Origin of the sequence: Pseudomonas sp. P20 (assembly GCF_016463925.1) — a bacterium.
In the GTDB taxonomy this organism is placed as follows: domain Bacteria; phylum Pseudomonadota; class Gammaproteobacteria; order Pseudomonadales; family Pseudomonadaceae; genus Pseudomonas; species Pseudomonas aeruginosa.
On sequence record NZ_JAEMVM010000007.1, the window covers coordinates 657,304 to 682,883 of the forward strand.

The 25,580-nt window shown below is 64.7% G+C and carries 26 protein-coding genes and 1 pseudogene; 17 read left to right on the top strand and 10 right to left on the bottom strand.

Features of this window, described 5'->3' with window-relative positions; translation table 11 throughout:
* The first annotated feature begins 16 nt into the window (after positions 1 to 16).
* On the top strand, positions 17 to 1,252 hold the full coding sequence (gene alaC, locus JHD77_RS10440; protein ID WP_023108336.1) for an alanine transaminase: 1,236 nt from the start codon (positions 17 to 19) through the stop codon (positions 1,250 to 1,252).
* Between the two features lie 58 nt (positions 1,253 to 1,310).
* Here the strand turns inward: alaC and JHD77_RS10445 are convergent, their stop codons facing one another.
* Positions 1,311 to 1,760 carry a DUF411 domain-containing protein gene (locus JHD77_RS10445; RefSeq protein ID WP_031755648.1) on the bottom strand — a complete coding sequence of 150 codons (450 nt, stop codon included), beginning with the start codon at positions 1,758 to 1,760 and terminating at the stop codon, positions 1,311 to 1,313.
* A 249-nt stretch (positions 1,761 to 2,009) separates the two neighbouring features.
* Here JHD77_RS10445 and JHD77_RS10450 point away from each other — a divergent pair, with 249 nt between their 5' ends.
* Positions 2,010 to 2,459 carry a DUF4345 family protein gene (locus JHD77_RS10450; RefSeq protein WP_004365359.1) on the top strand — a complete coding sequence of 150 codons (450 nt, stop codon included), beginning with the start codon at positions 2,010 to 2,012 and terminating at the stop codon, positions 2,457 to 2,459.
* 3 nt (positions 2,460 to 2,462) lie between these two features.
* Here JHD77_RS10450 and JHD77_RS10455 read toward each other — a convergent pair whose 3' ends face one another.
* The 3 genes from JHD77_RS10455 to phuR form a co-directional block, all read right to left on the bottom strand.
* Positions 2,463 to 2,975, bottom strand: coding sequence for a DUF4136 domain-containing protein (locus JHD77_RS10455; RefSeq protein ID WP_003095104.1), 513 nt, complete (start codon positions 2,973 to 2,975; stop codon positions 2,463 to 2,465).
* A gap of 80 nt (positions 2,976 to 3,055) precedes the next feature.
* A complete protein-coding gene (locus JHD77_RS10460; RefSeq protein WP_073668231.1) occupies positions 3,056 to 3,403 on the bottom strand; it encodes a Rieske (2Fe-2S) protein in 348 nt (115 codons plus the stop codon).
* 102 nt (positions 3,404 to 3,505) lie between these two features.
* Positions 3,506 to 5,800 (bottom strand): heme/hemoglobin uptake receptor PhuR, encoded by a 2,295-nt coding sequence (gene phuR, locus JHD77_RS10465; RefSeq protein WP_003457149.1) that lies wholly within the window; start codon positions 5,798 to 5,800, stop codon positions 3,506 to 3,508.
* A 180-nt stretch (positions 5,801 to 5,980) separates the two neighbouring features.
* On the opposite strand from phuR, the gene JHD77_RS10470 reads away from it, so the two are divergent.
* The 5 genes from JHD77_RS10470 to JHD77_RS10490 are packed head-to-tail and all read left to right on the top strand — an operon-like array spanning position 5,981 to position 10,647.
* On the top strand, positions 5,981 to 7,045 hold the full coding sequence (locus JHD77_RS10470; protein ID WP_003095101.1) for a hemin-degrading factor: 1,065 nt from the start codon (positions 5,981 to 5,983) through the stop codon (positions 7,043 to 7,045).
* A 9-nt stretch (positions 7,046 to 7,054) separates the two neighbouring features.
* The gene (locus JHD77_RS10475) at positions 7,055 to 7,948 is read left to right on the top strand and encodes a hemin ABC transporter substrate-binding protein (protein ID WP_031755650.1); all 894 of its coding nucleotides are present in this window, start codon (positions 7,055 to 7,057) and stop codon (positions 7,946 to 7,948) included.
* 50 nt (positions 7,949 to 7,998) lie between these two features.
* Positions 7,999 to 8,982, top strand: a complete 984-nt coding sequence (locus JHD77_RS10480; RefSeq protein ID WP_003121063.1) for a FecCD family ABC transporter permease — start codon at positions 7,999 to 8,001, stop codon at positions 8,980 to 8,982.
* Entirely contained in the window at positions 8,982 to 9,749 is a 768-nt protein-coding gene (locus JHD77_RS10485) for a heme ABC transporter ATP-binding protein (RefSeq protein ID WP_017001637.1), read from the top strand. Before JHD77_RS10480 ends, JHD77_RS10485 begins: the two co-directional genes overlap by 1 nt.
* 10 nt (positions 9,750 to 9,759) lie before the next feature.
* Complete coding sequence (locus JHD77_RS10490) at positions 9,760 to 10,647, top strand: ChaN family lipoprotein (RefSeq protein WP_003116068.1); 888 nt, start codon at positions 9,760 to 9,762, stop codon at positions 10,645 to 10,647.
* 463 nt (positions 10,648 to 11,110) lie between these two features.
* Here JHD77_RS10490 and cbpA read toward each other — a convergent pair whose 3' ends face one another.
* The 4 genes from cbpA to JHD77_RS10510 all read right to left on the bottom strand — a co-directional run bounded on the left by cbpA (position 11,111) and on the right by JHD77_RS10510 (position 14,512).
* Positions 11,111 to 11,908 (bottom strand): cAMP-binding protein CbpA, encoded by a 798-nt coding sequence (gene cbpA / locus JHD77_RS10495; protein ID WP_003457138.1) that lies wholly within the window; start codon positions 11,906 to 11,908, stop codon positions 11,111 to 11,113.
* A gap of 104 nt (positions 11,909 to 12,012) precedes the next feature.
* Positions 12,013 to 12,285, bottom strand: a complete 273-nt coding sequence (locus tag JHD77_RS10500; RefSeq protein WP_003095094.1) for a TfoX/Sxy family protein — start codon at positions 12,283 to 12,285, stop codon at positions 12,013 to 12,015.
* A 225-nt stretch (positions 12,286 to 12,510) separates the two neighbouring features.
* On the bottom strand, positions 12,511 to 12,858 hold the full coding sequence (locus tag JHD77_RS10505; protein WP_003095090.1) for a pentapeptide repeat-containing protein: 348 nt from the start codon (positions 12,856 to 12,858) through the stop codon (positions 12,511 to 12,513).
* A 91-nt stretch (positions 12,859 to 12,949) separates the two neighbouring features.
* Positions 12,950 to 14,512, bottom strand: a complete 1,563-nt coding sequence (locus JHD77_RS10510; RefSeq protein WP_010793748.1) for a bifunctional aminoglycoside phosphotransferase/ATP-binding protein — start codon at positions 14,510 to 14,512, stop codon at positions 12,950 to 12,952.
* 212 nt (positions 14,513 to 14,724) lie between these two features.
* Between JHD77_RS10510 and mrcB the strand changes: the two genes are divergently transcribed.
* Genes mrcB through JHD77_RS10525 form a run of 3 tightly spaced genes read left to right on the top strand, consistent with a single transcriptional unit; the run spans position 14,725 to position 18,174 of the window.
* Positions 14,725 to 17,049: a penicillin-binding protein 1B gene (mrcB, locus tag JHD77_RS10515; RefSeq protein WP_003111352.1), complete on the top strand. Its 2,325-nt coding sequence runs from the start codon at positions 14,725 to 14,727 to the stop codon at positions 17,047 to 17,049.
* A 16-nt stretch (positions 17,050 to 17,065) separates the two neighbouring features.
* Complete coding sequence (lpoP, locus tag JHD77_RS10520; protein WP_003116066.1) at positions 17,066 to 17,845, top strand: penicillin-binding protein activator LpoP; 780 nt, start codon at positions 17,066 to 17,068, stop codon at positions 17,843 to 17,845.
* A complete protein-coding gene (locus tag JHD77_RS10525) occupies positions 17,845 to 18,174 on the top strand; it encodes a YqcC family protein (protein WP_003111351.1) in 330 nt (109 codons plus the stop codon). Before lpoP ends, JHD77_RS10525 begins: the two co-directional genes overlap by 1 nt.
* Before the next feature lie 107 nt (positions 18,175 to 18,281).
* Here the strand turns inward: JHD77_RS10525 and JHD77_RS10530 are convergent, their stop codons facing one another.
* Positions 18,282 to 18,734, bottom strand: coding sequence for a DUF4124 domain-containing protein (locus tag JHD77_RS10530; protein WP_003095076.1), 453 nt, complete (start codon positions 18,732 to 18,734; stop codon positions 18,282 to 18,284).
* Between JHD77_RS10530 and JHD77_RS10535 the strand changes: the two genes are divergently transcribed.
* The 7 genes from JHD77_RS10535 (at position 18,724) to msrQ (ending at position 25,214) form a co-directional block, all read left to right on the top strand.
* Positions 18,724 to 18,996 (top strand): hypothetical protein, encoded by a 273-nt coding sequence (locus tag JHD77_RS10535; protein ID WP_152934532.1) that lies wholly within the window; start codon positions 18,724 to 18,726, stop codon positions 18,994 to 18,996. The genes JHD77_RS10530 and JHD77_RS10535 overlap by 11 nt on opposite strands.
* Before the next feature lie 288 nt (positions 18,997 to 19,284).
* Positions 19,285 to 21,009, top strand: coding sequence for an acetolactate synthase 3 large subunit (locus JHD77_RS10540; RefSeq protein ID WP_003095071.1), 1,725 nt, complete (start codon positions 19,285 to 19,287; stop codon positions 21,007 to 21,009).
* 2 nt (positions 21,010 to 21,011) lie between these two features.
* Positions 21,012 to 21,503, top strand: a complete 492-nt coding sequence (gene ilvN, locus JHD77_RS10545; RefSeq protein WP_003095069.1) for an acetolactate synthase small subunit — start codon at positions 21,012 to 21,014, stop codon at positions 21,501 to 21,503.
* Between the two features lie 42 nt (positions 21,504 to 21,545).
* Positions 21,546 to 22,562 carry a ketol-acid reductoisomerase gene (gene ilvC / locus JHD77_RS10550; protein WP_003095066.1) on the top strand — a complete coding sequence of 339 codons (1,017 nt, stop codon included), beginning with the start codon at positions 21,546 to 21,548 and terminating at the stop codon, positions 22,560 to 22,562.
* Positions 22,563 to 22,716: 154 nt separating this feature from the next.
* Positions 22,717 to 23,532: a CDP-diacylglycerol--serine O-phosphatidyltransferase gene (gene pssA / locus JHD77_RS10555; protein WP_003095061.1), complete on the top strand. Its 816-nt coding sequence runs from the start codon at positions 22,717 to 22,719 to the stop codon at positions 23,530 to 23,532.
* 60 nt (positions 23,533 to 23,592) lie between these two features.
* Entirely contained in the window at positions 23,593 to 24,606 is a 1,014-nt protein-coding gene (gene msrP / locus JHD77_RS10560; RefSeq protein ID WP_031755652.1) for a protein-methionine-sulfoxide reductase catalytic subunit MsrP, read from the top strand.
* Entirely contained in the window at positions 24,606 to 25,214 is a 609-nt protein-coding gene (gene msrQ, locus JHD77_RS10565) for a protein-methionine-sulfoxide reductase heme-binding subunit MsrQ (protein WP_016253925.1), read from the top strand. Before msrP ends, msrQ begins: the two co-directional genes overlap by 1 nt.
* On the opposite strand, the pseudogene JHD77_RS32335 reads toward msrQ, so the two are convergent.
* Positions 25,158 to 25,580, bottom strand: a pseudogene (locus JHD77_RS32335) (hypothetical protein); the annotation flags it as partial. The gene msrQ and the pseudogene JHD77_RS32335 overlap by 57 nt on opposite strands.

Below are 25,580 nucleotides of genomic sequence, written 5' to 3' on the forward strand. Positions count from 1 at the left end.
TTACTCCGAGGACAGCATGGCTGAATCACGCCCTGCGCGCCGTTTCGCGCGCATCGACCGCCTTCCCCCCTACGTTTTCAATATCACCGCCGAACTGAAGATGGCCGCTCGTCGCCGTGGCGAGGACATCATCGACCTGAGCATGGGCAATCCCGACGGGCCGACCCCGCCGCATATCGTCGAGAAGCTCTGCACCGTCGCCCAGCGCGAAGACACCCATGGCTACTCCACCTCGCGCGGCATCCCGCGCCTGCGCCGGGCCATCTCGCACTGGTACCGCGACCGCTACGACGTGCAGATCGACCCGGAAAGCGAAGCCATCGTCACCATCGGCTCCAAGGAAGGCCTGGCGCACCTGATGCTGGCGACCCTCGACCATGGTGACACCATCCTCGTGCCCAACCCGAGCTATCCGATCCACATCTACGGTGCGGTGATCGCCGGCGCCCAGGTGCGCTCGGTGCCGCTGGTGCCGGGCATCGATTTCTTCAACGAGCTGGAACGGGCAATCCGCGAATCGATTCCCAAGCCGCGCATGATGATTCTCGGTTTCCCCTCCAACCCTACCGCGCAGTGCGTCGAGCTGGACTTCTTCGAGCGCGTGGTGGCGCTGGCCAAGCAGTACGACGTGATGGTCGTGCACGACCTGGCCTATGCAGACATCGTCTACGACGGCTGGAAAGCGCCGTCGATCATGCAGGTACCGGGTGCCAAGGATATCGCGGTGGAGTTTTTCACCCTGTCGAAGAGCTACAACATGGCCGGCTGGCGGATCGGCTTCATGGTCGGCAATCCCGAGCTGGTCTCGGCCCTGGCGCGGATCAAGAGCTACCACGACTACGGCACCTTCACGCCCCTGCAGGTGGCGGCCATCGCCGCTCTGGAAGGCGACCAGCAGTGCGTCCGCGATATCGCCCGGCAGTACCAGCAGCGCCGCGACGTCCTGGTGAAGGGACTGCGCGAGGCCGGCTGGATGGTGGAGAACCCGAAGGCCTCGATGTACGTCTGGGCGAAGATCCCCGAGCCCTACGCGCATCTGGGCTCGCTGGAGTTCGCCAAGAAGCTGTTGCAGGACGCCAAGGTCTCGGTGTCGCCGGGGATCGGCTTCGGCGACTACGGCGACGATCATGTGCGTTTCGCCCTGATCGAGAACCGCGACCGCCTGCGCCAGGCGGTGCGCGGGATCAAGGCGATGTTCCGCGCCGACGGGCTGCTGTCGCCGCAGAAGAAGGTCGATAGCCTGGCGGAGTGATCCTCACGCCCTGCTACAAGGAAAAACGCCGTTTCCCCTGGGGGAAACGGCGTTTTCGTTAGCGTCCCGGGTACTCCGCCAGGACCGAGGCCTGGCCGCTCCTGGTCAGGCCGACGACCTGGTAGGCGTCCTGGCGGTCGCCCATTTCCATGCCCGGCGAGCCGACCGGCATGCCCGGTACGGCGGCGCCGACCAGGTCGGCACGTTCGCGCAGCTTGAGGATGTCCGCTGCCGGCACGTGACCTTCGACGAACTTGCCGTTGATCACTCCGGTATGACAGGAGCCCATGCTGTAGGGCACGCCGAGGCGGCTCTTGACTGCGCTCATGTCTGCTTCCACATGGTCGGTGACCTTGAAACCGTTGGCTTCGAGGTGCTTGATCCAGTCCTTGCAGCAGCCGCAGTTGGCGTCGCGGTGGACGTCGATGGCCAGCGGTTCGGCGGCCTGGACCAGGGAACCGTGGAGCAGGGTGGCGGCCAGGACGGCCAGGGGTGCGAAGCGGCGCATGGGATTCTCCTTGCTGCGAGCGAATGCCGGGAGCATACCGCTGGCACCCGCCGCCACCCAGCCGGTGAGCTGTATCCACTTGTGACGAAGCGATGCGCTGCCCGCCGCGCCGGGTTGCCGTTGGGCAGGGACGGATTGTCGCAGCGAACTCGTCGGCGCGGTTTGGGTCTGCTGTCCTTAGGGTTGCCGGGGCGTTCGCCGCCGGTGTCGAACTGACCGCTGGGGGCAACAGGCCCGAGGAGAAAGGGGATGCTCTTCGCCCGTTTGGTTTTGCTGGTTCAGGCGCTGGTATGGGGCGCGCTGGGAGTGCTGTACTGGGTGCGTCCCTACGAGATGGCCAATCTCAGTGGCATGCTGCTGATGGAGCCTTCGGCGGTCAGCGATGCGCGGGTGTTCTATGGCGGCCATCAGTTCGCCCTGGCGTTGTTCCTGCTGTTCGCCCTGCGCCGGGCTTCGCTGGTGCAGCCGGCATTGATCCTGGTAGTGCTGCTGCAATCGATCCTGACCCTGTCGCGGCTATTGATTGCCTGGATCGAGGGCGGGATGGAGGCCGACGGCAACCTGTTCGGCTTGCTGTTCCGCGGCGCAATGGCTGCCCTGGGTATCGCCGCCCTGTGGTGGCTGCAACGGCGGCCGCCCCGGCTGTCGACGCCCGGCGAGAACACCGAGCGCCGCGAGGACGACTTCGACGGCCTGTGACATTCAAGGTTGACTGCGACTCGGGAAGTCCTTCAGCAATTGCGCGACGCCGCGGTCGAACGCTTCCTGGGTCAGCGCCGGATCGTGCAGCTGGCGGCTCAGCACGCTTTCCAGAAGGACCCTGCCGTTGCTTTCGTCAAGGATGCGCAGCGCCAGCCTGGCCTCGGTGTCTTCGGTCAGTTGGGTCTGGGTGAAGACGCCATCCTGGGTGATCACCGGTCGCATTTCCAGGCCCGGCTGGCGTTGCAGGCCGAGGGCGTAGATCACCCGCAGGTCGCCGTGTTCCGCCTGGTAGCGATAGCCCTTGGCCTCCAGGGCGCGGCGCACGGCCGTATCGAAACGCTCCTCGAAGTCGATGCGGTGCCCCTCGGCGCGTACCGCCTGGATGAAGAAAGTCCTGTAATCCGCCGCTGTTACGCCAGGGGCGAGCCGTACGGGGCCCGGTTCATTGCGGCAGGCATAGAGCAGCAGGCCGAACAGGAGCAGCAGGACGAAGCGCAGGCTGAATCGGCGCATGGCGCGTTCCTTCCTCTTTTTTATCTTTGTGCCGCAAGCCTAGCCGTTGCCTCGCGGCTTGCCGCCCATCCCCCGTTGGGTCAGTCGTCCAGCTCCACCCAGAGGCCCTCTGCGTCTTCCCGGCAGGGCAGGGCGCGCAAGCGCTCGCCAGCGCAGGGGCCGGCGACGCACTCGCCGGACTCGATGAGGAACAGCGCGCCGTGGCTGGCGCAACGGATCAGGCTGGCGCTGTCGTCGAGGAAGGCATCGGGCTGCCACTCCAACGGGATGCCGCGATGCGGGCAGCGGTTCAGGTAGATGTAGGCGCGGCCGTCGCGACGCACCGCGAACAGCCGCCGCTCATCGACGAGGAAGCCGCGGCTGTTGCCTTCGGCGAGATAGGAAGAGGGACACAGGTGGATCATGGGCGCTCCGTTTGCCGGGATCATTATCCCTGATCCGGAGGACGGCTTTCACCTGTGGCATGGAAAGCGCCCGGCATGGCCAGGCGCTGGGTATGGGGGCACTTCCGTGTGCGAAGGGGTAACGGGTCAGATGTCCCAGACCAGGTTGACCGCGAAATTACGGCCTGGCTGGGACAGCCGGTCGATGTTGGCCGGGGCCAGCGCCGAAGCCTCGCCGACGCTGTCGTAGCCGCGCACGTCATCCCACAGCCAGTATTTCTTGTCGGTCAGGTTGTAGAGACCGGCGTTGAGGGTCAGGTCCTTGCTCAGCCTGTAGTAGGCGTTGAGGTCGAGGACGCCGAAGCCCGGGGTCTTGAACTGGCTGGCGGTGCCATCCGGGGTGTGGAAGGTGCTGTCGTCGACGCGATCCTTGCGTTTGACCAGGGTCCAGCTGAGCAGCCCGCCGTAGTTGCCGTCTGCTTCGTCGTAGCCCAGGCCGAACACTCCGGTGAGTGGGTTGACGCTGTTGATCGGCTCGCCGTTGTCCTTGTTGCGACCGTAGGCGTAGGCCACGCTGCCCTGGGTGTAGAGTCCCTGCGGCGCGCCGAAGGCGCCCAGCTCCAGGCGGCCCTTGAGCTCGACGCCCTTGATCACCGCCCGCTCGATGTTGTTGGACTGGAAGGTCTGGCCGTTGCCGCCGGTGCTATCGGTATTCAGGGCGTCTTCGTCGATGAAGTCGCGATATTTGTTGTAGAACACCGCTACGCCGAAGCTGCCTTCGTCGAACTTGCCGCGCAACCCGGTCTCGAAGCTCTGGCTCTTTTCCGGCTTGAGGTTGGGGTTAGGCTCGATGTGGTAGCCCGCCTGCAGGTTCTCGAATCGACCGTACAGCGCCTTGGCGGTGGGCGTGCGGAAGCCCTGGGCGTATTGGCCGTACCAGGTGTAGTGCTGGGCGAAGTCGTAGGTCACGCCGAACTTGGGCGAAACCCGGTGCCATTTCTTGTCCGACTCGTCGACCGCGGTGTTCTGGCTCTGCTTCATGGTGCGCAGGAACTCGTCGGTGATGTGCGGCTCCATGCGCGTGTAGTCGTAACGCAGGCCGGGAGTGAAGGTCCAGTCGTTCCAGCTGATGCTGTCCTGGGCGAACAGGGCGTAGGTCTTCACCGTCGGATCGGGAAAGTCGCTGCTGCGTTCCAGGGCATCGCGCGGGCTGTCCGCGCCGGTGTCCAGGTTGGTGCCGGTGCCGCTGCGCATGCCGGTGACCTTCTGGTGCTTGAGATTGATCCCGTAGCTCAGCAGGTGCTCGGTCTCGCCGATGGCGAAGCTCTTGTCCAACTGGCTGTCGAAGACCCACAGGCGTTCCTTGTAGGTAGTGTCGCGGGTGCGCAGGACCTTGCGGGTGATCGGGTAGTAGAACTCGCGGGTCGCCTGGTCGGTCTTCGCCAACTGGTAGTTCAGGCTCCACTGGATGCGATCGGCGACCGGGCTGTCGAGCAGGAAATGGTGCTCCAGGCCGTAGCGCTCGCGAGTCAGGGTGTCGTTGCCCTTGCGCCACTGGTACATGCCGCCCGGCAGCATGCTCGGCGGGATGGCCGGCTTGCCCTTGTCGTACGGGCCGCCATAGGCGCTCTTCTGGTCGGTATCGACGTCGCTCTTGTACTTCTCGAAGACCAGCCCGAAGCGGCTGCCCTCGGCGTAGTTCCAGCCCAGCTTGCCGAGCAGGCTGTAGCTGTCGGCGTCTTCCGGGTTGGCTTCGCTGCGCGAGAGCCCGGTGCCGCCGTGGCCGCCGTTGGATTCGGTCTCGTGGCCCTGGCGGTAGCCATAATGCAGCAGGCCGTCGAAGTCGTCGGCGCGGCCGGCGACGGTGGCCGAGGTCAACCAGGAGTGGCTGGCCGACTCGTAGCCGGCCTTCAGCCGGGCGCCGACGTCCTTGCCGTCCTTGATGATGTCCGACGGGTCGAGGGTGAAGTAGCTCACCGCGCCGCCGATGGCGTTGCTGCCGTACAGCGCCGAGGCCGGGCCGCGAAGGATTTCCACGCGCTTTACGATGTCCGGATCGACGTAGTTGCGGTGGGTCTGCGCGTAGGGGCCGCTGAAGAAGTCGTTGGGCAGTTCGACCCCGTCGATCTGCGTAAGGATGCGGTTCCCGTCGATGCCGCGGATGTTGTAGCCGGTGATCCCGGCACGCTGGCCGGCGCCGCCGACCGAGACTCCCGGTTCATAGCGCACCAGTTCCTTGATGTTGTTGACGTTCTGCCGGTCCAGTTGTTCGCGGGTCTGCACGCTGACAGTGCTTGGCACCGAATCCACTGCCTGCTCGGTACGGGTGGCGGTGATGGTGGTCGGGGTCAGCGGGACGGCGTTCCCCGCCAGGGCCAGGGAAGGGCTGAGCAACAGCAGGGCCAGGCAGGGGCGCAGGGCGAAGGGCGGGGAGAGCGGCATGTGGGACTCCTTGGGTCGGGCCGGTGGCGAATAGCCAGGGGGACGTCGGGCGCACAAGGTACTGCCAGAAAAACGCTAATGCAAATAATTATCAAATGGATTCAGATATGCGTTTTGTGGCAAAGTTCACCTGTTTTTGCGCGTAGCGCGACCGAACCGGATATGCCCGAGGAACCGTCGATGAGCAGCACTCCCAGCCTTTCCCATTCCCCTGCCGAGCTTTACCGCGCCTGGCAGGACCTGCGCGCCGAGCGACCGCAGCTACGCGCGCGCGACGCCGCCGCGCTGTTGCAGGTCAGCGAAGGCGAGCTGGTCGCCAGCCGGGTCGGCATCGATGCCGTGCGCCTGCGGCCGGACTGGGCCGCCTTGCTGCCGGCGCTCGGCGAACTGGGGCCGATCATGGCGCTGACCCGCAACGAGCATTGCGTCCACGAACGCAAGGGGCCGTATCGCGAAGTGACGGTCTCTGCCAATGGGCAGATGGGCCTGGTGGTCTCGCCGGATATCGACCTGCGCCTGTTCCTGGGGGGGTGGAACGCCGTCTTCGCCATTGCCGAGGAGACAGCGCGGGGTACCCAGCGCAGCATCCAGGTGTTCGACCAGCAGGGCGTGGCGGTGCACAAGGTGTTCCTTACCGAGGCCAGCGACGTCCGCGCCTGGGAACCGCTGGTCGAGCGCCTGCGGGCTGCCGAGCAGGATGCCGTGCTGGCGCTGCACGAACCCCGCGCACCGGCTGCGGCGCTCGTCGATGCGCAGATCGATGCCGCCGCCTTGCGCGAAGGCTGGGCCGCGTTGAAGGACACCCATCATTTCCACGCCCTGCTGAAGAAGCATGGCGCGCAGCGCACCCAGGCGCTGCGCCTGGCTGGCGGCGAATGGGCCGAGCGCCTGGACAAGGGCGACCTGGCGAAACTCTTCGAAGCGGCGGCCGAAAGCGGATTGCCGATCATGGTGTTCGTCGGCAACGCCCACTGCATCCAGATCCATACCGGGCCTGTGTGCAACCTGAAGTGGCTGGACGACTGGTTCAACGTGCTCGATCCGGAATTCAACCTGCACCTGAAGACCACCGGCATCGCCGAGCTTTGGCGGGTGCGCAAGCCGAGCACCGATGGCATCGTAACCAGCTGGGAGGCCTTCGACGCCGACGGCGAACTGATCGTGCAACTGTTCGGCGCACGCAAGCCCGGCGAGCCCGAGCGCGACGACTGGCGCGAACTGGCCGAATCCTTCAAGGCGCTCTGAGGAGAGATCATGCGTATCGATCGACTATTCAACGGGTTGGCGCTGGGCATCCTGCTCGGCACCGGCATGGCCCAGGCCGCCGAGCTGCCGCAACGCTGGGTGAGCGCGGGCGGCTCGCTGAGCGAATGGGTGGTGGCGCTGGGCGGCGAGAGCAAGCTGGTCGGGGTGGACACCACCAGCCAGCATCCGCAGGCGCTGAAACAGTTGCCGAGCGTCGGCTACCAGCGCCAACTGGCTGCCGAGGGCGTGCTGGCGTTACGCCCGGATATCCTCATCGGCACCGAGGAAATGGGGCCTCCGCCGGTACTCAAGCAGCTCGAAGGCGCCGGCGTGCGGGTCGAGACCCTCTCCGCCAAGCCGGATCTGGAGGCACTGGAAAGCAATCTGAAGAAGCTCGGCGACTGGCTCGGCGTGCCCCAGCGCGCCGAGGCCGCCGAACTTGACTATCGTCAGCGGCTGCGGCGCCAGGCGGACTGGATCGCGGCCGCGCAGAAGAGTCAGCCGGCCCCGGGCGTCCTGCTGGTGATCGGCAACGCCGGGGGTCAGTTGCTGGTAGCCGGGCGCAATACCGGCGGCGAATGGGTCCTGAACCGAGCCGGAGCACGCAACCTGGCTACCCATGAGGGTTACAAGCCGATCTCGGTGGAAGCCCTGGCAGCGCTCGATCCGGTCGCGGTGGTGATCGCCGACCGCAGCCTCGAAGGTGATGCGGCGCGTGCCGCGCTGCTCAAGCAGAACCCCGGCCTCGCCGCGACTCACGCGGCGCGTGACGGACGTCTGCTGGTGCTTGACCCGACGCTCCTGGTGGGCGGCCTCGGTCCGCGCCTGCCGGATGGCCTGGCGGCTCTCTCCGCAGCCTTTTATCCTTCCGCGAAACCGCTGAGTACGGAAGCCGCCCATTGAAATCGGTTGTTCGCCCCCGCGCACTGTTCGGTGCGCTGGGGATTTCGCTCGTGTTGGTCCTCTGGTTGTCCCTCGCCCTCGGTCCCGTCAGCCTGCCGCTGGGCGATACCCTGCGCGCCGCGCTGCGCCTGGCCGGGCTGCCGCTCGATGGAACGGGCCTGGCCCAGGCGGAAATGATCCTCGGCCAGATCCGCCTGCCGCGGACCCTGCTCGGCCTGGCCGTGGGCGCGGTGCTGGCGCTGTCCGGGGTGGCGATGCAGGGCCTGTTCCGCAACCCGCTGGCCGATCCAGGGCTGGTCGGGGTGTCCAGCGGCGCGGCCCTCGGCGCGGCGCTGGCCATCGTGTTCGGCGCCTCGCTGGGTGGCTTGCCGGCGTTCCTAGCGCCCTACCTGCTGTCGCTGTGCGCCTTCGGCGGCGGCCTGGGGGTGACCTGGCTGGTCTATCGACTTGGCCGCCGCGATGGCCAGACCAGCGTGGCCACCATGTTGTTGGCAGGGATCGCCTTGACCGCGCTGTCCGGCGCGGTGATCGGACTGTTTACCTATCTCGCCGATGACGCCACCTTGCGTACCCTGACCTTCTGGAACCTGGGCAGCCTGAACGGCGCCAGCTACCCACGACTCTGGCCGCTGCTGCTGGTGGCGCTGCTGGTGGCCTGCTGGCTACCGCGCCGGGCAGATGCGCTGAACGCACTGCTGCTCGGCGAGTCCGAGGCCCGTCACCTGGGCTTCGACGTCGAGCGATTGAAGGCCGAACTGGTGCTTTGCACTGCCCTTGGCGTCGGCGCCGCAGTGGCGGCGGCGGGGATGATCGGCTTCATCGGCCTGGTGGTGCCGCACCTGATCCGTCTGGTTGCCGGTCCGGATCATCGGACGTTGCTGCCGGCCTCGATGATGGCCGGCGCCATTCTCCTGCTGCTTGCCGACCTGCTGGCGCGCCTGGCGCTGGCTCCGGCGGAGTTGCCGATCGGCATCGTCACGGCACTGATCGGCGCGCCGTTCTTCCTTTATCTGCTATTGCGGGGGCGGGCCTGATGCTGCGCGTGGAGAACCTGTCCATCCGCCGTGGCGGAAAGACTGTACTGGAAGGCCTCGAACTGGAGCTGCGGCCTGGCGAGATGCTCGGCGTACTCGGCCCCAACGGCGCTGGCAAGAGCACCTTGCTTGGCGCTCTCTGTGGCGAACTGCAGCCGGCCGAAGGGCTGGTGCTGCTCGACGAGCGCGGCCTCGACGACTGGCCGGGCGTCGCTCGCGCGCAGCGCCTGGCGGTGCTGCCGCAGAGTTCGTCGCTGGGCTTCGCCTTTCCGGTGGAGGCGGTGGTCGGCTTCGGTCGGCTGCCCCATTCCAGCGGCCGCGAGCGCGATGTGCAGATCGTCGCCGAGGCCTTGGCGGCGGCCGACGCCAGCCATCTGGCCGGGCGCAGCTACCTGGCGCTGTCCGGCGGCGAACGCCAGCGCGTGCACCTGGCGCGGGTGCTGGCGCAGCTGTGGCCGGGCGAGCCGGGGCAGGTGCTGCTGCTCGACGAACCGACCTCGGCGCTCGACCCGCTGCACCAGCACACTACCCTGCAGGCAGTGCATGATTTCGCCCGCCGCGGTGCCTCGGTGCTGGTGATCCTCCACGATCTCAACCTGGCCGCGCGCTATTGCGACCGCCTGCTGCTGTTGCAGAATGGTCGCCCGCACCTGCTCGGTACGCCCGAGGAAGTCCTGCGCCCCGAGCCGTTGCGCGCGGTGTTCGGCCTCGAGGTCCTGGTCCAGCGTCATCCCGAGCGAGGTCATCCGCTGATCGTCGCCCGTTGAAGGAGTCGCCATGCGCATTCGCCTGTTCGCTTTCTGTCTGCTGCTGGGCGGCTGCCAGTCCCAACTGCCGCCGCTGCCTGATTGGCAGAGCGCGGAAGGGCGCGACGATCCGCAGACGGGACGAATAGTCGAATTGCGCAGCGGCGTGACGCTGAGCCCGCAGCAACTGGTCGCACGCCTGGCGGCCGCGCCGCGAGTGATCGTCGGCGAGAAGCACGACAATCCCGATCATCATGCCGTGGAACTGTGGCTGGCGCAGGCCCTGGGCGAATATCGGGCGCAGGGCAGCCTGCTGCTGGAAATGCTCGATCCCGGCCAGCAACCACGGGTGGATGCGGTCCGCGCACAACTCGGGACCGGCAAGCCGGTGGCGAACCTGGAGCAGGCCCTGGACTGGCAGAAAGGTTGGGACTGGACGCAGTACGGACCCCTGGTGTCCTGGGCGATTGCGCAACCCGCGCCGTTGCTGGCGGCGAACCTCCAGCGGAGCGAGATCATGCGCATCTACAGGGAGCGTCCGCCGCTTCCCGGAACGGCCTCCAGGCGTGACAGCGTGCGCCTGCCGCTGCTTGCGCAGATTCGCGAATCCCACTGCGGCATGCTTCCCGACGATCAATTGCCGGCGATGCTCGCCGTCCAGCAGCAACGTGACCGCCGCATGGCCGAGCGTTTTCGCGATGCGCCACTGCCGGCGATGCTCGTCGCCGGCAGCTTCCACGCCCGACGCGACCTCGGTGTACCGGTCCACCTGCGCGACCTTGGTGCGGAGAAGGGTGCGCAGGTACTGATGCTGGTCGAGGCCGGGCAGGCGGTAACGACGCGTGAGGCCGACTACGCCTGGTACACGCCGGCACAGCCGGACAAGGACTATTGCGCGGAGATGAAGAAGGCACGTTGAAGGAAGGGCGCGAGGCCTGGAGCCGCGTATCGCGCTACGTTTTCGCGGGCAAAAAAAGACCCGGCAAAGTGCCGGGTCGAAACCGTGATTAGCCTGATGAGGAGATAATCTGAAGAGTCCGACTGCTTGGTCTCTCAGCTTACCTGCTGGCCTCGCGACCAGTTGTTGTAATAATAAATATTCTCATTATCAGGTCAAGCCGGTTCTCATTCATTCCATCGCCAGCCGATGAACGGTCGTCTCCGGCCGAATCGCAGGCAAAAAAAGACCCGGCAAAGTGCCGGGTCAAAAACCGTGATTAGCCTGATGAGGAGATAATCTGAAGAGTCCGACTGCGTGGGTCTCTCAGCTTACCGGCTGATCTCGCGACCAGTTGAGTGATATAATAATGATTCTCATTTCCATGTCAAACGCTTTCGCCAAACTTTTCTGCTAGCTAGTCGCGAGCCCTCTGGAATGGGCCTCAGGCGCTGCGGCGCAGGCGCAGCTGGGTCACTTCCCGGTTAAGCAGGTCTATCCGCCGGGCCATGCCTTCGATCAGGCTATGGGCGATTCGCGGGTTGTTCTGCATAAGGCCGAGGAACTGCTCCTTGGGAATCACCATCACCGTGCAGGGTTCGCTGGCGACCACCGTGGCGCTGCGTTTCTCGCGAGTGAACACGGCCATGGCGCCGAAGATCTCGTCCTTCTGCACATCGCCGACTTTCTGGCCGTCCACCAGCGCTTCGGCATGCCCCTCGATGATGATGAACACATGATCCGCATCGTCGCCCTGGCGGATCAGCGCCTCGCCCGCGGCGAAGTGGCGGAAGCCGGTGGCCGGGTGGACTTCCGGCTGCTTCAGGTGCGCCAGCGCATCGCCGAGCAGGGCAGTCTGTCCGATCAGGTACTGCAATAGCAGTTCCTGACGTTCCTGGTCAGCATGGATGTGCTGGAGCAGCGCATCGCGCGAATAGGGCAGCAGGCGGATCGGCTCTTCGTTGGCATGCCGGCAGGCGGGGAGCTCGAGTCCGCGTCGAAGGCCGAGGAGGTCGCCTTCCTGGAGGTAGAACAGTGGGCGTTCGTCGACCAGCGCATGCAGCAGGCCGCTTTCCACCAGGAATACCTGGTCGGCGGGCAGCTCGCGTTCCAGGTCGTCGCTACGTTCCAGTTCCAGGGCGGGGCCGCTGGGTGCCAGGCCTTCGAGCAAGCGGTGAGGGATTCCCTGCAGGCGATTGATCAATTGGTCGGCATAAGCCGGTTGCTCGCCGAGTAGATACATGGCCATTTCCTTGAGCTGCCTGGTCGGGAGAGGAGGTACGAACGTCCACGAGACGATAGGTGGGCGCCCGGGGGGAGTAAATATCTTCCCGTGGCAGGTGTGAGCTAGCTCTTGTTTCGCACGGGGAAAGTCTCCAGCTCGCCGAGCAGTGCGGCCTTGTGGTCTGGGGACAGCTCGTTCCAGTGAACGTCGAGGAGTGCGCCTTCGATGGCATAGAGCAAGACTTTCGAGGCTCGGAAGCCGCGCGCGCGGACCGCGCGATAGGCTCCCACCGAGCCGAGCCGACGCAGATCGGTGGCGCTGTGGATACCCACGGCATGCAACCATTGGGTCGAGGTTTTCCCGAGGTTTTTCAGGTTCAGCAGTTCGTCGTTCATCGTCGGTCCTTGCGATGCCGCTCAGAAGCGTGATGGCGCGGAACTGCCTGGAACCGGTCCGGAGCCGACAGGGCCGGCGCGATGGAGCGAGATGGCCGACGCGAGCGACCTTCGCCCTTACGATCCGGCGTAGGCGGTCCGGGACCGATCCTCAGCCGGCCGGGTACCTGCCAGAAGTGTAGCGGCCTCCCGGCAAAACGTGGCCTGGCGTGGTCCTTCCGCTTCTCAGGGCTCCGGCAGGTAGCGCAGGCGGGTGCCGAAGTTCACCGACATGCGGATCTCGTCCGGCGCCAGGCGCAACGGGAAATACGTACCGGATATCTGCGCATGGGCCAGGCTGGCGCCCTCCAGGCGCGCCTCGCGCAGATCCACGCCGCGCAGGTCGGCGCCGCGGAAATAGGCATCGCTGAAGTCGACGCGGGCGGCATCCAGCAGACGCAGGTCGAGGCCGCGGAAGTCGCCGCCGGCCAGGTCGATCCAGCCGTCGGCCGGCTTCTGTCGGTTGAAGCCTTCGATGTCTTCGGCGTGGAGCAGTTGGTAGAGCGGCGAGTCGAGCTGACGGGGCGAGTTCATGGGCGGCGTCCTGTGCAGAAGGCTCGCCGTGAGTATAGAAGAGCAGCGGCACGGCGCCCGCCCTGGAGGGGCGGGCGGCATGGCAGTTCGTTCAGAGACCGGGCAGGCGCTGGCGAATGCCGTCGACCAGCCCGTCGAGGCTGGCCGCGTCGTGGGTGTCTACGCGCTTGCTCTGGACCGTCTCCGCCGCTGTCAGCGGCTCGCGGGTAGCCTGCTGGGTGCGGATCACGTCGAGAGTCGCGTCGGACGGATCCTTGCCTTCCGCCTGGCGTTGCGCAAGCCAGCCGGCGATCACCGCTTCGGGCGCCTGGCAGTCGAGGATCAGGAACGGCACGCCGGTTTCTTCCGCGATGTGGCAAGCGGCCTGGCGCTGATTCTGCTTCAGGTAGGCGGCATCGATCACCACCGGATAGCCGGCCTGGAGGATCTTCGCGGCCAACTGGTGAAGGTGCGCATAGGTCGCTTCGCTGGCCTGGCTGCTATAGATGCCGGCGGCGAACTGGCCCCTGTCGTGTTCCGGCTGCTCGCCGAACAGACGCTTGCGTTCGATATCCGAGCGCAGGCGCACGGCGCCCAGAGCCTCCACCAGACGCATGGCCACCTGGCTCTTGCCGACCGCGGAGACACCATGGGTGACCGCCAGGAAGCGCGAGGGAATGGCGCTGTAGCTTTCCGCCAGGTTGGCGTAGTTGCGGTACTGGCGCAGGGTCGCGGCGCGCTGCACGGCATCGGTCTGGTAGCCGAGGCTGAACAGCGCGACCTTGGCGCGGACCATGGCGCGGTAGGCCTTGTAGAAGTTCAGCAGTTCCAGGGCCTGGTAGTCGCCGGTGTGTTCCAGATAGAGGCTGACGAAGCGTCGAGCGTGGCACTTCAGGCCGCGATCTTCCAGGTCCATCGCGAGGAAGGCGAAGTCGGCGCAGACATCGGTGAAGCGGAACGGTTCGTTGAATTCGATGCAGTCGAACAGCACTACCTTGCCGTCGATCAGCGCGGCGTTGCCCAGGTGGATGTCGCCGTGGCATTCGCGGATGAAGCCCTTCGCCTTGCGCTCCTGGAGCACCGGCAGCAGGCGTTCGAAGCTGCTTTCCGCCCAGGCTTCGAGGGCATCCAGCTGTTGCAGGTCGGCCTTGTCCTTGAGCAGCGGGCGAACCTGCTCGAAATTCTGCCGCACCGGCGCCATGCAGGACTCGGCGGTGCCCAGCGGGTGCTCCAGCGGCACCTTCGGAGTGTTCTGGTGGAAGTGCGCGATCTGCTCGGCCAGTTCGTCAATATGCTGGTTGGACAGTTCGCCGCGGCCCTGGATTGCCGCCAGCAGGTTGTCCTGCGGGAACTGGCGCATCTTCAGCAGGTATTCGATTGCCTCGCCGTCGCCGCCGATCCGCGGCGCCTCTTCGCTGCCGGTGATCGGCAGGACCTCCAGGTAGAGATCGTCGGTGAGGCGCTGGTTCAGGCGCAGCTCTTCGTTGCAATAGAAGCGGCGCTTGTCCAGGCTGGTGAAATCGAGAAAGCCGAAATCCATCGGCTTCTTGATCTTGTAGGCGTAGGGACCGGTCAACAGGACCCAGGAGATGTGCGTCTCGATGACCTCGAAGCGCTCCACCGGGTGGGGGTAGAGGGCCGGGTTCTGCAGGGCGGCGATCAGGGTCTGGCTCACGGGATATCCTTGCCTCTGAAATATGCGAAAACCCGCATTATGGCGGGAAGGGGTGACAGTGCAAACCTCGCTGGCGGATAGCAACCATTTGCCGGATCGCCGGTCGAATGCGCCGCGCTGCCGCCGCGTCTATCCACCGGGGCCGCGCAGACCGTGGATGCCGCCGATGCGGTGTCTGTCCGCTGTGGATAAAGTACGTATAATGCGCCGCCATGACGCGTCCCCGATCCCCCCGTTCCCGTAACAGCAAAGCACGCCCGGCACCCGGCCTGAACAAATGGCTCGGCTGGGCTCTCAAGCTCGGCCTCGTCGGCCTGGTGCTCCTCGCCGGCTTCGCCATCTATCTCGATGCCGTGGTGCAGGAGAAATTCTCCGGCCGGCGCTGGACCATCCCGGCGAAGGTCTATGCCCGCCCGCTGGAGCTGTTCAACGGCCTGAAGCTGAGCAGGGAAGACTTCCTGCGCGAACTCGACGCCCTCGGCTACCGTCGCGAGCCCAGCGTGAGCGGCCCTGGAACCGTATCGGTGGCGGCCAGCGCGGTCGAACTCAATACCCGTGGCTTCCAGTTCTACGAAGGCGCGGAACCGGCCCAGCGCGTGCGCGTGCGCTTCAACGGCAACTACGTCAGCGGGCTGAGCCAGGCCAACGGCAAGGAACTGGCGGTGGCGCGCCTTGAGCCGCTGCTGATCGGCGGCTTGTATCCGGCGCACCATGAGGATCGCATCCTGGTCAAGCTCGACCAGGTGCCGACCTACCTGATCGACACCCTGGTCGCGGTCGAGGATCGCGACTTCTGGAACCACCATGGTGTGTCGCTGAAGTCCGTGGCGCGGGCGGTGTGGGTCAACACCACGGCCGGCCAGTTGCGCCAGGGCGGCAGCACCCTGACCCAGCAGTTGGTGAAGAACTTCTTCCTGAGCAACGAACGCAGCCTGAGCCGCAAGATCAACGAAGCGATGATGGCGGTGCTGCTGGAGCTGCACTACGACAAGCGCGACATCCTCGAGTCCTATCTCAACGAGGTGTTCCTCGGCCAGGATGGGCAACGAGCGATCCATGGCTTCGGCCTGGCCAGCCAGTATTTCTTCAGCCAGCCGCTGGCCGAGCTCAAGCTCGACCAGGTGGCGCTGCTGGTCGGCATGGTCAAGGGACCGTCCTACTTCAACCCGCGGCGTTACCCGGATCGTGCGCTGGCGCGGCGCAACCTGGTGCTCGACGTGCTCGCCGAGCAGGGCGTGGCGACCCAGCAGGAAGTCGACGCCGCCAAGCAGCGCCCGCTCGGCGTGACCCGGCAGGGCAGCATGGCCGACAGCTCCTATCCGGCCTTCCTCGACCTGGTCAAGCGCCAGTTGCGCCAGGACTACCGCGACGAGGACCTGACCGAGGAAGGGCTGCGCATCTTCACCAGCTTCGATCCGATCCTGCAGGAGAAGGCCGAGACCTCCGTCAACGAAACGCTCAAGCGTCTCAGTGGGCGCAAGGGGGTCGACCAGGTCGAGGCGGCGATGGTCGTGACCAATCCGGAAACCGGTGAGATCCAGGCCCTGATCGGCAGTCGCGACCCGCGCTTCGCCGGCTTCAACCGGGCCCTGGACGCGGTGCGGCCGATCGGTTCGCTGATCAAGCCGGCGGTCTACCTGACCGCTCTCGAGCGGCCGAGCAAGTACACCCTGACCACCTGGGTACAGGACGAGCCCTTCGCGGTGAAAGGCCAGGACGGCCAGGTCTGGCGACCGCAGAACTACGACCGGCGCTCGCATGGCACGATCTTCCTGTACCAGGGCCTGGCAAACTCCTACAACCTGTCCACCGCCAAGCTCGGCCTCGACGTCGGTGTGCCCAACGTGCTGCAGACCGTCGCCCGGCTGGGTATCAACCGTGACTGGCCGGCCTATCCGTCGATGCTGCTGGGCGCCGGTTCGCTCAGTCCGATGGAGGTCGCCACCATGTACCAGACCATCGCCAGCGGCGGCTTCAACACGCCGTTGCGGGGGATCCGCAGCGTCCTCACTGCCGACGGCCAGCCGCTCAAGCGCTATCCGTTCCAGGTCGAACAGCGCTTCGACTCGGGCGCCGTCTACCTGGTGCAGAACGCCATGCAACGGGTCATGCGCGAAGGCACCGGGCGTTCGGTGTACAGTCAATTGCCGTCGTCGCTGACCCTCGCCGGCAAGACCGGCACCAGCAACGACTCGCGCGATAGCTGGTTCTCCGGTTTCGGCGGCGACCTCCAGGCTGTGGTCTGGCTCGGTCGCGACGACAACGGCAAGACGCCGCTTACCGGCGCCACCGGTGCCTTGCAGGTGTGGGCCAGCTTCATGCGCAAGGCGCATCCGCAATCGCTGGAAATGCCGATGCCGGAGAACGTGGTGATGGCCTGGGTCGACGCGCAGACCGGGCAGGGCTCGGCGGCGGATTGCCCGAATGCCGTACAGATGCCCTATATTCGTGGCAGCGAGCCCGCCCAGGGCCCAGGCTGCGGGAGCCAGAACCCCGCCGGCGAGGTGATGGACTGGGTACGTGGCTGGCTGAATTGATCCGAGAGGACCTGACGTGAAGAAGATTTTCGTATTCGCCGCGCTTGCCGGCAGTGCCCTGCTCGCGGGCTGTGCCAGCCCGCAGCATGGGGCGATCCCGGTGGTGGATTCCGGCACTCCGGTTTCCAACCAGGAAAGCGGCGGTTTCCGCATCACCCGTACCCAGGTACCGCGTACCCAGCAAGGCGCCGCCACCCAGGGCATTCCCCAGGGCGGCGACTCCGGCGTGGTGGTGATGGTGCCGCAGGGCGCCAATTCCGCACCGATCCAGACTTTCCCGGCGCAGTCCGGCGCCGCGCCGATCAGCAGCGCTCCGCTCGGCACCGGCACCCAGTACCAGGCTCCGCCCAGCAGCGCCTCCACGCCACCGCTGGGTGGCAGCTACAACATGCCGCCCAGCGGCGCCAGTCGTTCCGCGCCCACCGGCATTCCGGCCTCCGGCTCGGCCGGCAGCCTGGCGGCCGACGAGCAGTTGGACGGGCCGGTCCTGGCGATGCTCACAACCGCCCAGCAACAGCAGGGCAGTGGCGACCTGAACAGCGCCGCCGCCAGCCTCGAGCGAGCCCAGCGCATCGCTCCGCGCGAGCCGCAGGTGCTCTATCGCCTGGCCCAGGTGCGCCTGGCCCAGGGCGATGCGGCCCAGGCCGAGCAGGTCGCGCGCCGTGGCTTGAGCTACGCCAATGGCCGGCCGGCCTTGCAGGCCGGGCTCTGGGAACTGATCGCCCAGGCGCGGGAGAAGCAGGGAGACTCCGCCGGCGCTGCGCTGGCCCGGCAGAAGGCCAAGGTCAGCTCCTGATGGATCGACGGGTCTATGCGCTGGCCGACCAGTTGTTGCTGATCGAGCGTGAGTTGCGTGCCCTCGGCTGGTGGAGCGAAAGCAGCCCCGCCCCGGAAGCGCTGGCCAGCCCCGAGCCGTTCTGCGTGGATACGCTGGCGCTCGAGCAATGGCTGCAATGGATCTTCCTGCCACGGATGAAGCTGATTCTCGAAAGCGACAGCGCCTTGCCGCAAGCCTCGGGTATCCTGGCCATGGCCGAGGTGGCCTATGCGCAGCGTGGCGAGGAAGTCGCCGGTCTGCTGGCGGCGCTTGGCGAGTTCGACCGGCTGATCGGCGGGCCGTCATGAAGCTTCGGCAGTAAAGAAAAACCCGGCTACAGGCCGGGTTTTTCTTTGCTTCAAGCAAGGCGGAGAGCCGGGTCAGCCCCCAGCTGCGGGACGGGGCTGTGTTCGCCTCAGCGGCAATTCTCCTGGATCGCCTTTTCGGCCTTGGCGATTCGCTCCTGGCGTTCTTCCTCGCCGAGGCGACGGAGTTCGCCCTTGCCTTCGTCGACCCTTACGCGCGGGTTGTTCTTCAGTTGCGCGAGGTTGTTGCGGGTCTCTTCGCAGAACTGCTTGCGCTCGGCCTCTTCCTTCGCCACTTGCTGCTTCACCTTGTCGTCGATCGCCTTCTGCTCGGGATCGGCCGGTTTCTGCTGGATGGTCGGTGCCGGAGTCGAGGGGGGCAGGGGGAAGTTGTCCGGCGGCGGGGCGGTCTGGGTATTCACCGTGGTCGCTTGCGCACCTTGCGGCGGTTGTGCGCCGAAGTGGGTGACGCCCTCGGCGTCGACCCATTTGTAGATCGGGGCGGCCATGGCGAAAGAGGAGAGGGCGAGCAACAAGCTGGCCGGGAGGATCATGCGTCGCATGCGGAGTCCTTGGAATGCGCTAACTGCGGCTAACTATAACCAAATCCGCCAGCGCGGCATGCTGCACGGCATCACAACCGCCGCCGGAGACGGCCTCGCCGTGGCAAGTCCTCGCGGGAATCATGGGCATTTTGGAAAAGTTTGCTCTAAATCGGAATTTTCTAGCCATAAAATCTGTTTTTGGTCATTGATCAGCTTTTTTATGGAAGGGTATGGCAGCTTCCTTGGAATTTTTTTTGATAATTTTCAGAATAAAGCTTGACTTGCGTTCGACGAATGCGAAGAATCCAAGCTCGCTGTAGCGGGCCGTCTGCAACCCAGTCCCCTCTCCGGCAGACCATGAGGTGCCTACCCGCGCCGAAAGTTACACCCTGCTTCGCGTTACCTCGCGCTGGGTGGAAGAGCTCCGTAACACCAGGCGCCCTTCCAAGTTTGCTCAATCGGCAGTTGACGTAGCCGGTGACTACCGTCACCCATGCTCTGCCGGGCAGCCAACCGAATTTCGGTCGCCCGCCCCTGGGTGGCCGTATAGCGTTCTAGAGGTGAAAACGTGGAGCTTTTATCTGGCGCTGAAATGGTCGTCCGCTCGTTGCGCGACGAAGGCGTTAAGTACATCTACGGGTACCCGGGTGGTGCCCTCCTGCATATCTACGACGCGCTCTTCAAGGAGCACGACGTGACCCACATCCTGGTGCGCCACGAACAGGCGGCTACCCATATGGCCGACGGCTACGCCCGCGCCACCGGCAAGCCCGGTGTCGTGCTGGTGACTTCCGGCCCGGGCGCGACCAACGCCATCACCGGTATCGCCACCGCATACATGGACTCCATCCCGATGGTGATCCTGTCGGGCCAGGTGCCGAGCAACATGGTCGGTACCGATGCGTTCCAGGAAACCGACATGGTCGGGATCTCCCGGCCGATCGTGAAGCACAGCTTCATCATCAAGCATCCCTCGGAAATTCCCGAGGTGATCAAGAAGGCCTTCTACCTGGCGCAGTCCGGTCGTCCGGGGCCGGTGGTCGTGGATATTCCGAAGGACATGGGCGACCCGACGCAGAAATTCGAATATTCCTATCCGAAGAAGGTCAAGTTGCGTTCGTACAGCCCGGCCGTTCGCGGTCACTCGGGACAGATCCGCAAGGCCGCCGAGATGCTCCTGGCCGCCAAGCGCCCGGTGGTCTATTCCGGCGGCGGCGTGATCATGGGCAATGCCGCGGCGCCGCTGACCGAGCTGGCGCAGATGCTCAACCTGCCGGTGACCAACACCCTGATGGGCCTCGGCGGGTATCCCGGCGCGGACCGCCAGTTCCTCGGCATGCTCGGGATGCATGGCAGCTTCACCGCCAACCTGGCGATGCATCACAGCGACGTGATCCTCGCGGTCGGCGCGCGTTTCGACGACCGGGTCATCAACGGTGCGGCGAAGTTCTGCCCGAACGCCAAGATCATCCACATCGACATCGATCCGGCGTCGATTTCCAAGACCATCAAGGCCGACATCCCGATCGTCGGCCCGGTGGACAGCGTTCTCACCGAAATGGTCGCGATCGTCAGGGAAATCGGCGAGACCCCGAACCAGGATGCCCAGGCTGCCTGGTGGAAGCAGATCGACGAGTGGCGTGGTAACCGTGGGTTGTTCCCGTACGACAAGGGCGACGGCAGCATCATCAAGCCGCAGACCGTCATCGAGACGCTCTACGAGGTTACCCATGGCGATGCCTTCATCACCTCCGATGTCGGCCAGCACCAGATGTTCGCCTCGCAGTACTACAAGTTCAACAAGCCCAATCGCTGGATCAACTCCGGCGGTCTCGGCACCATGGGCTTCGGCTTCCCGGCGGCGATGGGCATCAAGCTCAACTTCCCGGACGACGATGTCGCCTGCGTGACCGGCGAGGGCAGTATCCAGATGAATATCCAGGAACTGTCTACCTGCCTGCAGTACGACCTGCCGGTGAAGATCGTCAACCTGAACAATGGTGCCCTGGGCATGGTCCGCCAGTGGCAGGACATGCAGTACAACAGCCGTTATTCGCATTCCTACATGGAATCCCTGCCGGACTTCGTCAAGCTTGCCGAAGCCTACGGGCATGTCGGCATGCGCATCACCGACCTGAAGGATCTGAAGCCGAAGATGGAGGAGGCGTTCGCCATGAAGAATCGCCTGGTCTTCCTCGACATCCAGGTGGACGCCAGCGAACACGTCTATCCGATGCAGATCCGTGACGGCGCGATGCGCGACATGTGGCTGAGCAAGACGGAGCGTACCTGATCATGCGACACATCATTTCCCTGCTGCTGGAAAACGAGCCAGGCGCATTGTCCCGCGTGGTCGGCCTGTTCTCCCAACGCAACTACAACATCGAAAGCCTGACCGTGGCGCCGACCGAGGACCCGACCCTGTCGCGTCTGACGCTGACCACCGTGGGGCACGATGAGGTGATCGAGCAGATCACCAAGAACCTCAACAAGCTGATCGAAGTGGTCAAGCTGGTGGATCTGTCGGAAAGCGCCCATATCGAGCGCGAGCTGATGCTGGTGAAGGTCAAGGCCACGGGCGCCCAGCGCGCCGAGGTCAAGCGCACCACCGATATCTTCCGTGGGCAGATCGTCGACGTCACCAGTAGCGTCTATACCGTGCAACTGGCGGGTACCAGCGACAAACTGGACAGCTTCATCCAGGCCATCGGCACTGCGTCGATCCTGGAAGTGGTCCGCAGTGGCGTCACCGGCATCGCCCGTGGCGACAAGACTCTGAGCATCTGAACTGAAAGCAGGCCCGCGAGGCCTTACTGAAGGGGAATTCCCATGCGCGTTTTCTACGATAAAGACTGTGACCTCTCGATCATCCAGGGCAAGAAAGTTGCCATCATCGGCTACGGCTCCCAGGGCCACGCCCATGCCTGCAACCTGAAGGACTCCGGCGTCGACGTCACCGTGGGCCTGCGTAGCGGCTCCGCCACCGTGGCCAAGGCCGAAGCGCACGGTCTGAAGGTTGCCGACGTGAAGACCGCCGTCGCCGCAGCCGACGTGGTCATGATCCTCACCCCGGACGAGTTCCAGGGCCGCCTGTACAAGGAAGAGATCGAGCCGAACCTGAAGAAGGGCGCCACCCTGGCCTTCGCTCACGGCTTCTCCATCCACTACAACCAGGTCGTCCCGCGCGCCGACCTCGACGTGATCATGATCGCGCCGAAGGCACCGGGTCACACCGTGCGTTCCGAGTTCGTCAAGGGCGGTGGCATCCCTGACCTGATCGCCATCTACCAGGACGCTTCCGGCAACGCCAAGAACGTCGCCCTGTCCTACGCCTGCGGCGTCGGCGGCGGTCGTACCGGTATCATCGAAACCACCTTCAAGGACGAGACCGAAACCGACCTGTTCGGTGAGCAGGCCGTTCTCTGCGGTGGTTGCGTCGAGCTGGTCAAGGCCGGTTTCGAAACCCTGGTCGAAGCCGGTTACGCGCCGGAAATGGCCTACTTCGAGTGCCTGCACGAGCTGAAGCTGATCGTCGACCTGATGTACGAAGGCGGCATCGCCAACATGAACTACTCCATCTCCAACAATGCCGAATACGGTGAGTACGTAACCGGTCCGGAGGTGATCAACGCCGAGTCCCGTGCTGCCATGCGCAACGCCCTGAAGCGCATCCAGGACGGCGAGTACGCGAAAATGTTCATTACCGAAGGTGCGGCCAACTACCCGTCGATGACTGCCTACCGCCGCAACAACGCCGCTCACCCGATCGAGCAGATCGGCGAGAAGCTGCGCGCGATGATGCCGTGGATCGCAGCCAACAAGATCGTCGACAAGAGCAAGAACTAAGCGGCTCCGGCGACAGACGAAGAAACGCGGCCCCGGCCGCGTTTTTTCGTTCTTGCCTGGCGATCTGGTATAAAGCCTGGGCCGGCGGAGTTGTCTTCCTAGTCAGAAGTGCTGTCGGCATATTCGTACCCCATCAGTTCCCAAGGAATTGTCCATGAGTGAACGTCCCGAGGAGCCGAACAAGGCCTCCGACGAAGAAAGCCTGCTGCCCATCGACGAACATATAGAAGAAGGGCACGACGCCGAAGGGCGGAAGGTTCGTCACCGCGGTATCTACCTGCTGCCCAACCTGTTCACCACGGCGGCCCTGTTTTCCGGCTTCTACGCCATCATCAATGGCATGAGCGGCCAGTTCGCCAACGCCGCCATCGCTATCTTCGTGGCCATGGTCCTCGATGGACTGGACGGCCGCGTGGCTCGCCTGACCAACACCCAGAGCGCCTTCGGCGCCGAGTATGACTCGCTGTCCGACATGGTCGCCTTCGGTGTGGCGCCGGCGCTGGTCGCCTTCGAATGGGCGCTTGGCAGCCTCGGCAAGGTCGGCTGGATGGTCGCCTTCATCTACGTTGCGGGCGCAGCCCTGCGTCTGGCTCGTTTCAACACCCAGGTCGGCAAGGCCGACAAGCGCTATTTCATCGGCCTGGCCAGTCCGGCCGCCGCGGCGCTGGTGGCGGGCACGGTATGGGCGTTCAGCGATTTCGAGATCCAGGGCGCCAAGGTTGCCTTCCTCGTCGCCCTGCTGGTCGCCGCCGCCGGTGTGCTGATGGTCAGCAACATCAAGTACCACAGCTTCAAGGATCTCGACCTGCGCGGCCGGGTGCCGTTCGTGGCGATCCTTATCGTGGTGCTGGCCTTCGCCGTGGTCTTTACCGACCCGCCGCGCATCCTCCTGTTGCTGTTCCTTGCCTACGCGGCCTCCGGTCCTGTGCAATACCTGCTGCAACTGCGTCGCCGGAAGCAGCCGAGCTGATGTAATTTCCAACGGGCTCCGTAGTCTACTGGCACAAAGCTGGTCATTGCGGAGCCCGTCATGCTGATCAAGATTCCCTCCCGTTCCGACTGTTCCGAGTCGGAAGTCACGTCCGAAACCCTCTACCTGTCCCGTCGGCGCCTGCTCGGCGCTTCCCTCGCCGGATTGGCGCTGGCCAGCGGCCTGCCACGCCTGGGCTTTGCCGACGAGCAGCGCTATGCCGGCGTCGAGTCGGTACCGGCGCCGGGCTGGTTCGCCGAAAAGCTACCGCAGACCCACTGGCAGGCGGTGAATGTCCAGGGGGAGGCGATCACGCCATTCAAGGACGCCACCCACTACAACAATTTCTACGAGTTCGGGCCGAACAAGGGCGACCCGGCGGAAAACGCCTCGGCCCTGAAGACCGAGCCCTGGTCGGTGGTGATCGACGGCGAGGTCGGCAAGCCGGGTACCTATGCCCTCGAGGATTTCGTCAAACCCTACCAACTGGAAGAGCGCATCTATCGGCTGCGCTGCGTGGAAGCCTGGTCGATGGTGATCCCTTGGCTGGGCTTTCCCCTGGCGGACCTGCTCAAGCGGGTCGAACCCAATGGGCAGGCGAAGTTCGTCCGTTTCGAAACCCTGCAGCGTCCGGAACAGATGGTCGGCCAACGCTCCGGTTTCTCGGTGATCGACTGGCCTTATATGGAAGGCTTGCGCATGGACGAGGCGATGCATCCCCTGGCAATTCTGGCGGTGGGCATGTACGGGCGGCTGTTGCCCAACCAGAATGGCGCGCCGTTGCGCCTGGTGGTGCCGTGGAAGTATGGCTTCAAGAGCATCAAGTCCATCGTGCGTATCAGTCTGGTCCGCGAGCAGCCGAAGACCACCTGGGAAAGCATTGCCGCCAACGAGTACGGGTTCTATGCCAACGTCAATCCGCAGGTCGACCACCCGCGGTGGTCCCAGGCCCGGGAGCGGCGCCTGCCCAGTGGGTTGTTCAGTCCCAATGTGCGGGATACGCAGATGTTCAATGGCTACGGGAGTGAGGTCGCTTCCCTTTATAGCGGCATGGATCTGAGGAAGTACTACTGATGCGCTACTGGTATCTGCGCCTTGCGGTATTCCTGGGGGCGTTGGCGGTGCCGGCCTGGTGGTTGTACCAAGCCTGGATCTTTGCCCTCGGACCTGACCCGGGCAAGACCCTGGTCGATCGACTGGGGCTGGGTGCCTTGGTATTGCTGCTACTCACCCTGGCGATGACGCCACTGCAGAAGCTGAGCGGCTGGCCGGGCTGGATCGCCGTGCGCCGCCAGTTGGGGTTGTGGTGCTTCACCTATGTGCTGCTGCACCTGAGCGCTTACTGCGTGTTCATCCTGGGGTTGGACTGGGGGCAGTTGGGCATCGAGTTGAGCAAGCGTCCCTACATCATCGTGGGAATGCTTGGATTCGTCTGCCTGTTCCTGTTGGCGATCACTTCCAACCGCTTCGCCATGCGCAAGCTCGGTAGCCGCTGGAAGAAGCTGCATCGCCTGGTCTACCTGATCCTTGGGCTCGGCTTGTTGCACATGCTCTGGGTGGTGCGGGCAGACCTGGAGGAGTGGACCCTGTACGCTGTGGTTGGTGCGTCGCTCATGCTGCTGCGGCTACCCTCGATCGCTCGCCGCCTGCCCAGGCTTCGAACTCGTCACGGTGTTTCGTAATAAAAGTTTCAAATAAGTGTTGACGCCAGTTTCTATCTCCCTATAATGCGCACCACTCCCGGCGACGACGAAGAGTAAATGCTTGAAAATCAAGGATTTACGGATTCTCTCCCAGGGGTGGTGAAGCGCTCCGGCAGGTTGTTCGCCGCAGCGGTTCGGTCCCGAAAGGGGGTCGAAACGAAGCTTCATCGAGGTGCTTGACAGCGAATTTGAACGCTGTAGAATGCGCCTCCCGCTGATCGGAAGATAGTTTGAAGGTCGGCGCAAGCGGTTGAGTAGAAAAGAAAATTTTCGAAAATAACGCTTGACGGAACGAGAGGTTGCTGTAGAATGCGCGGCCTCGGTTGAGACGAAAGCCTTGACCAA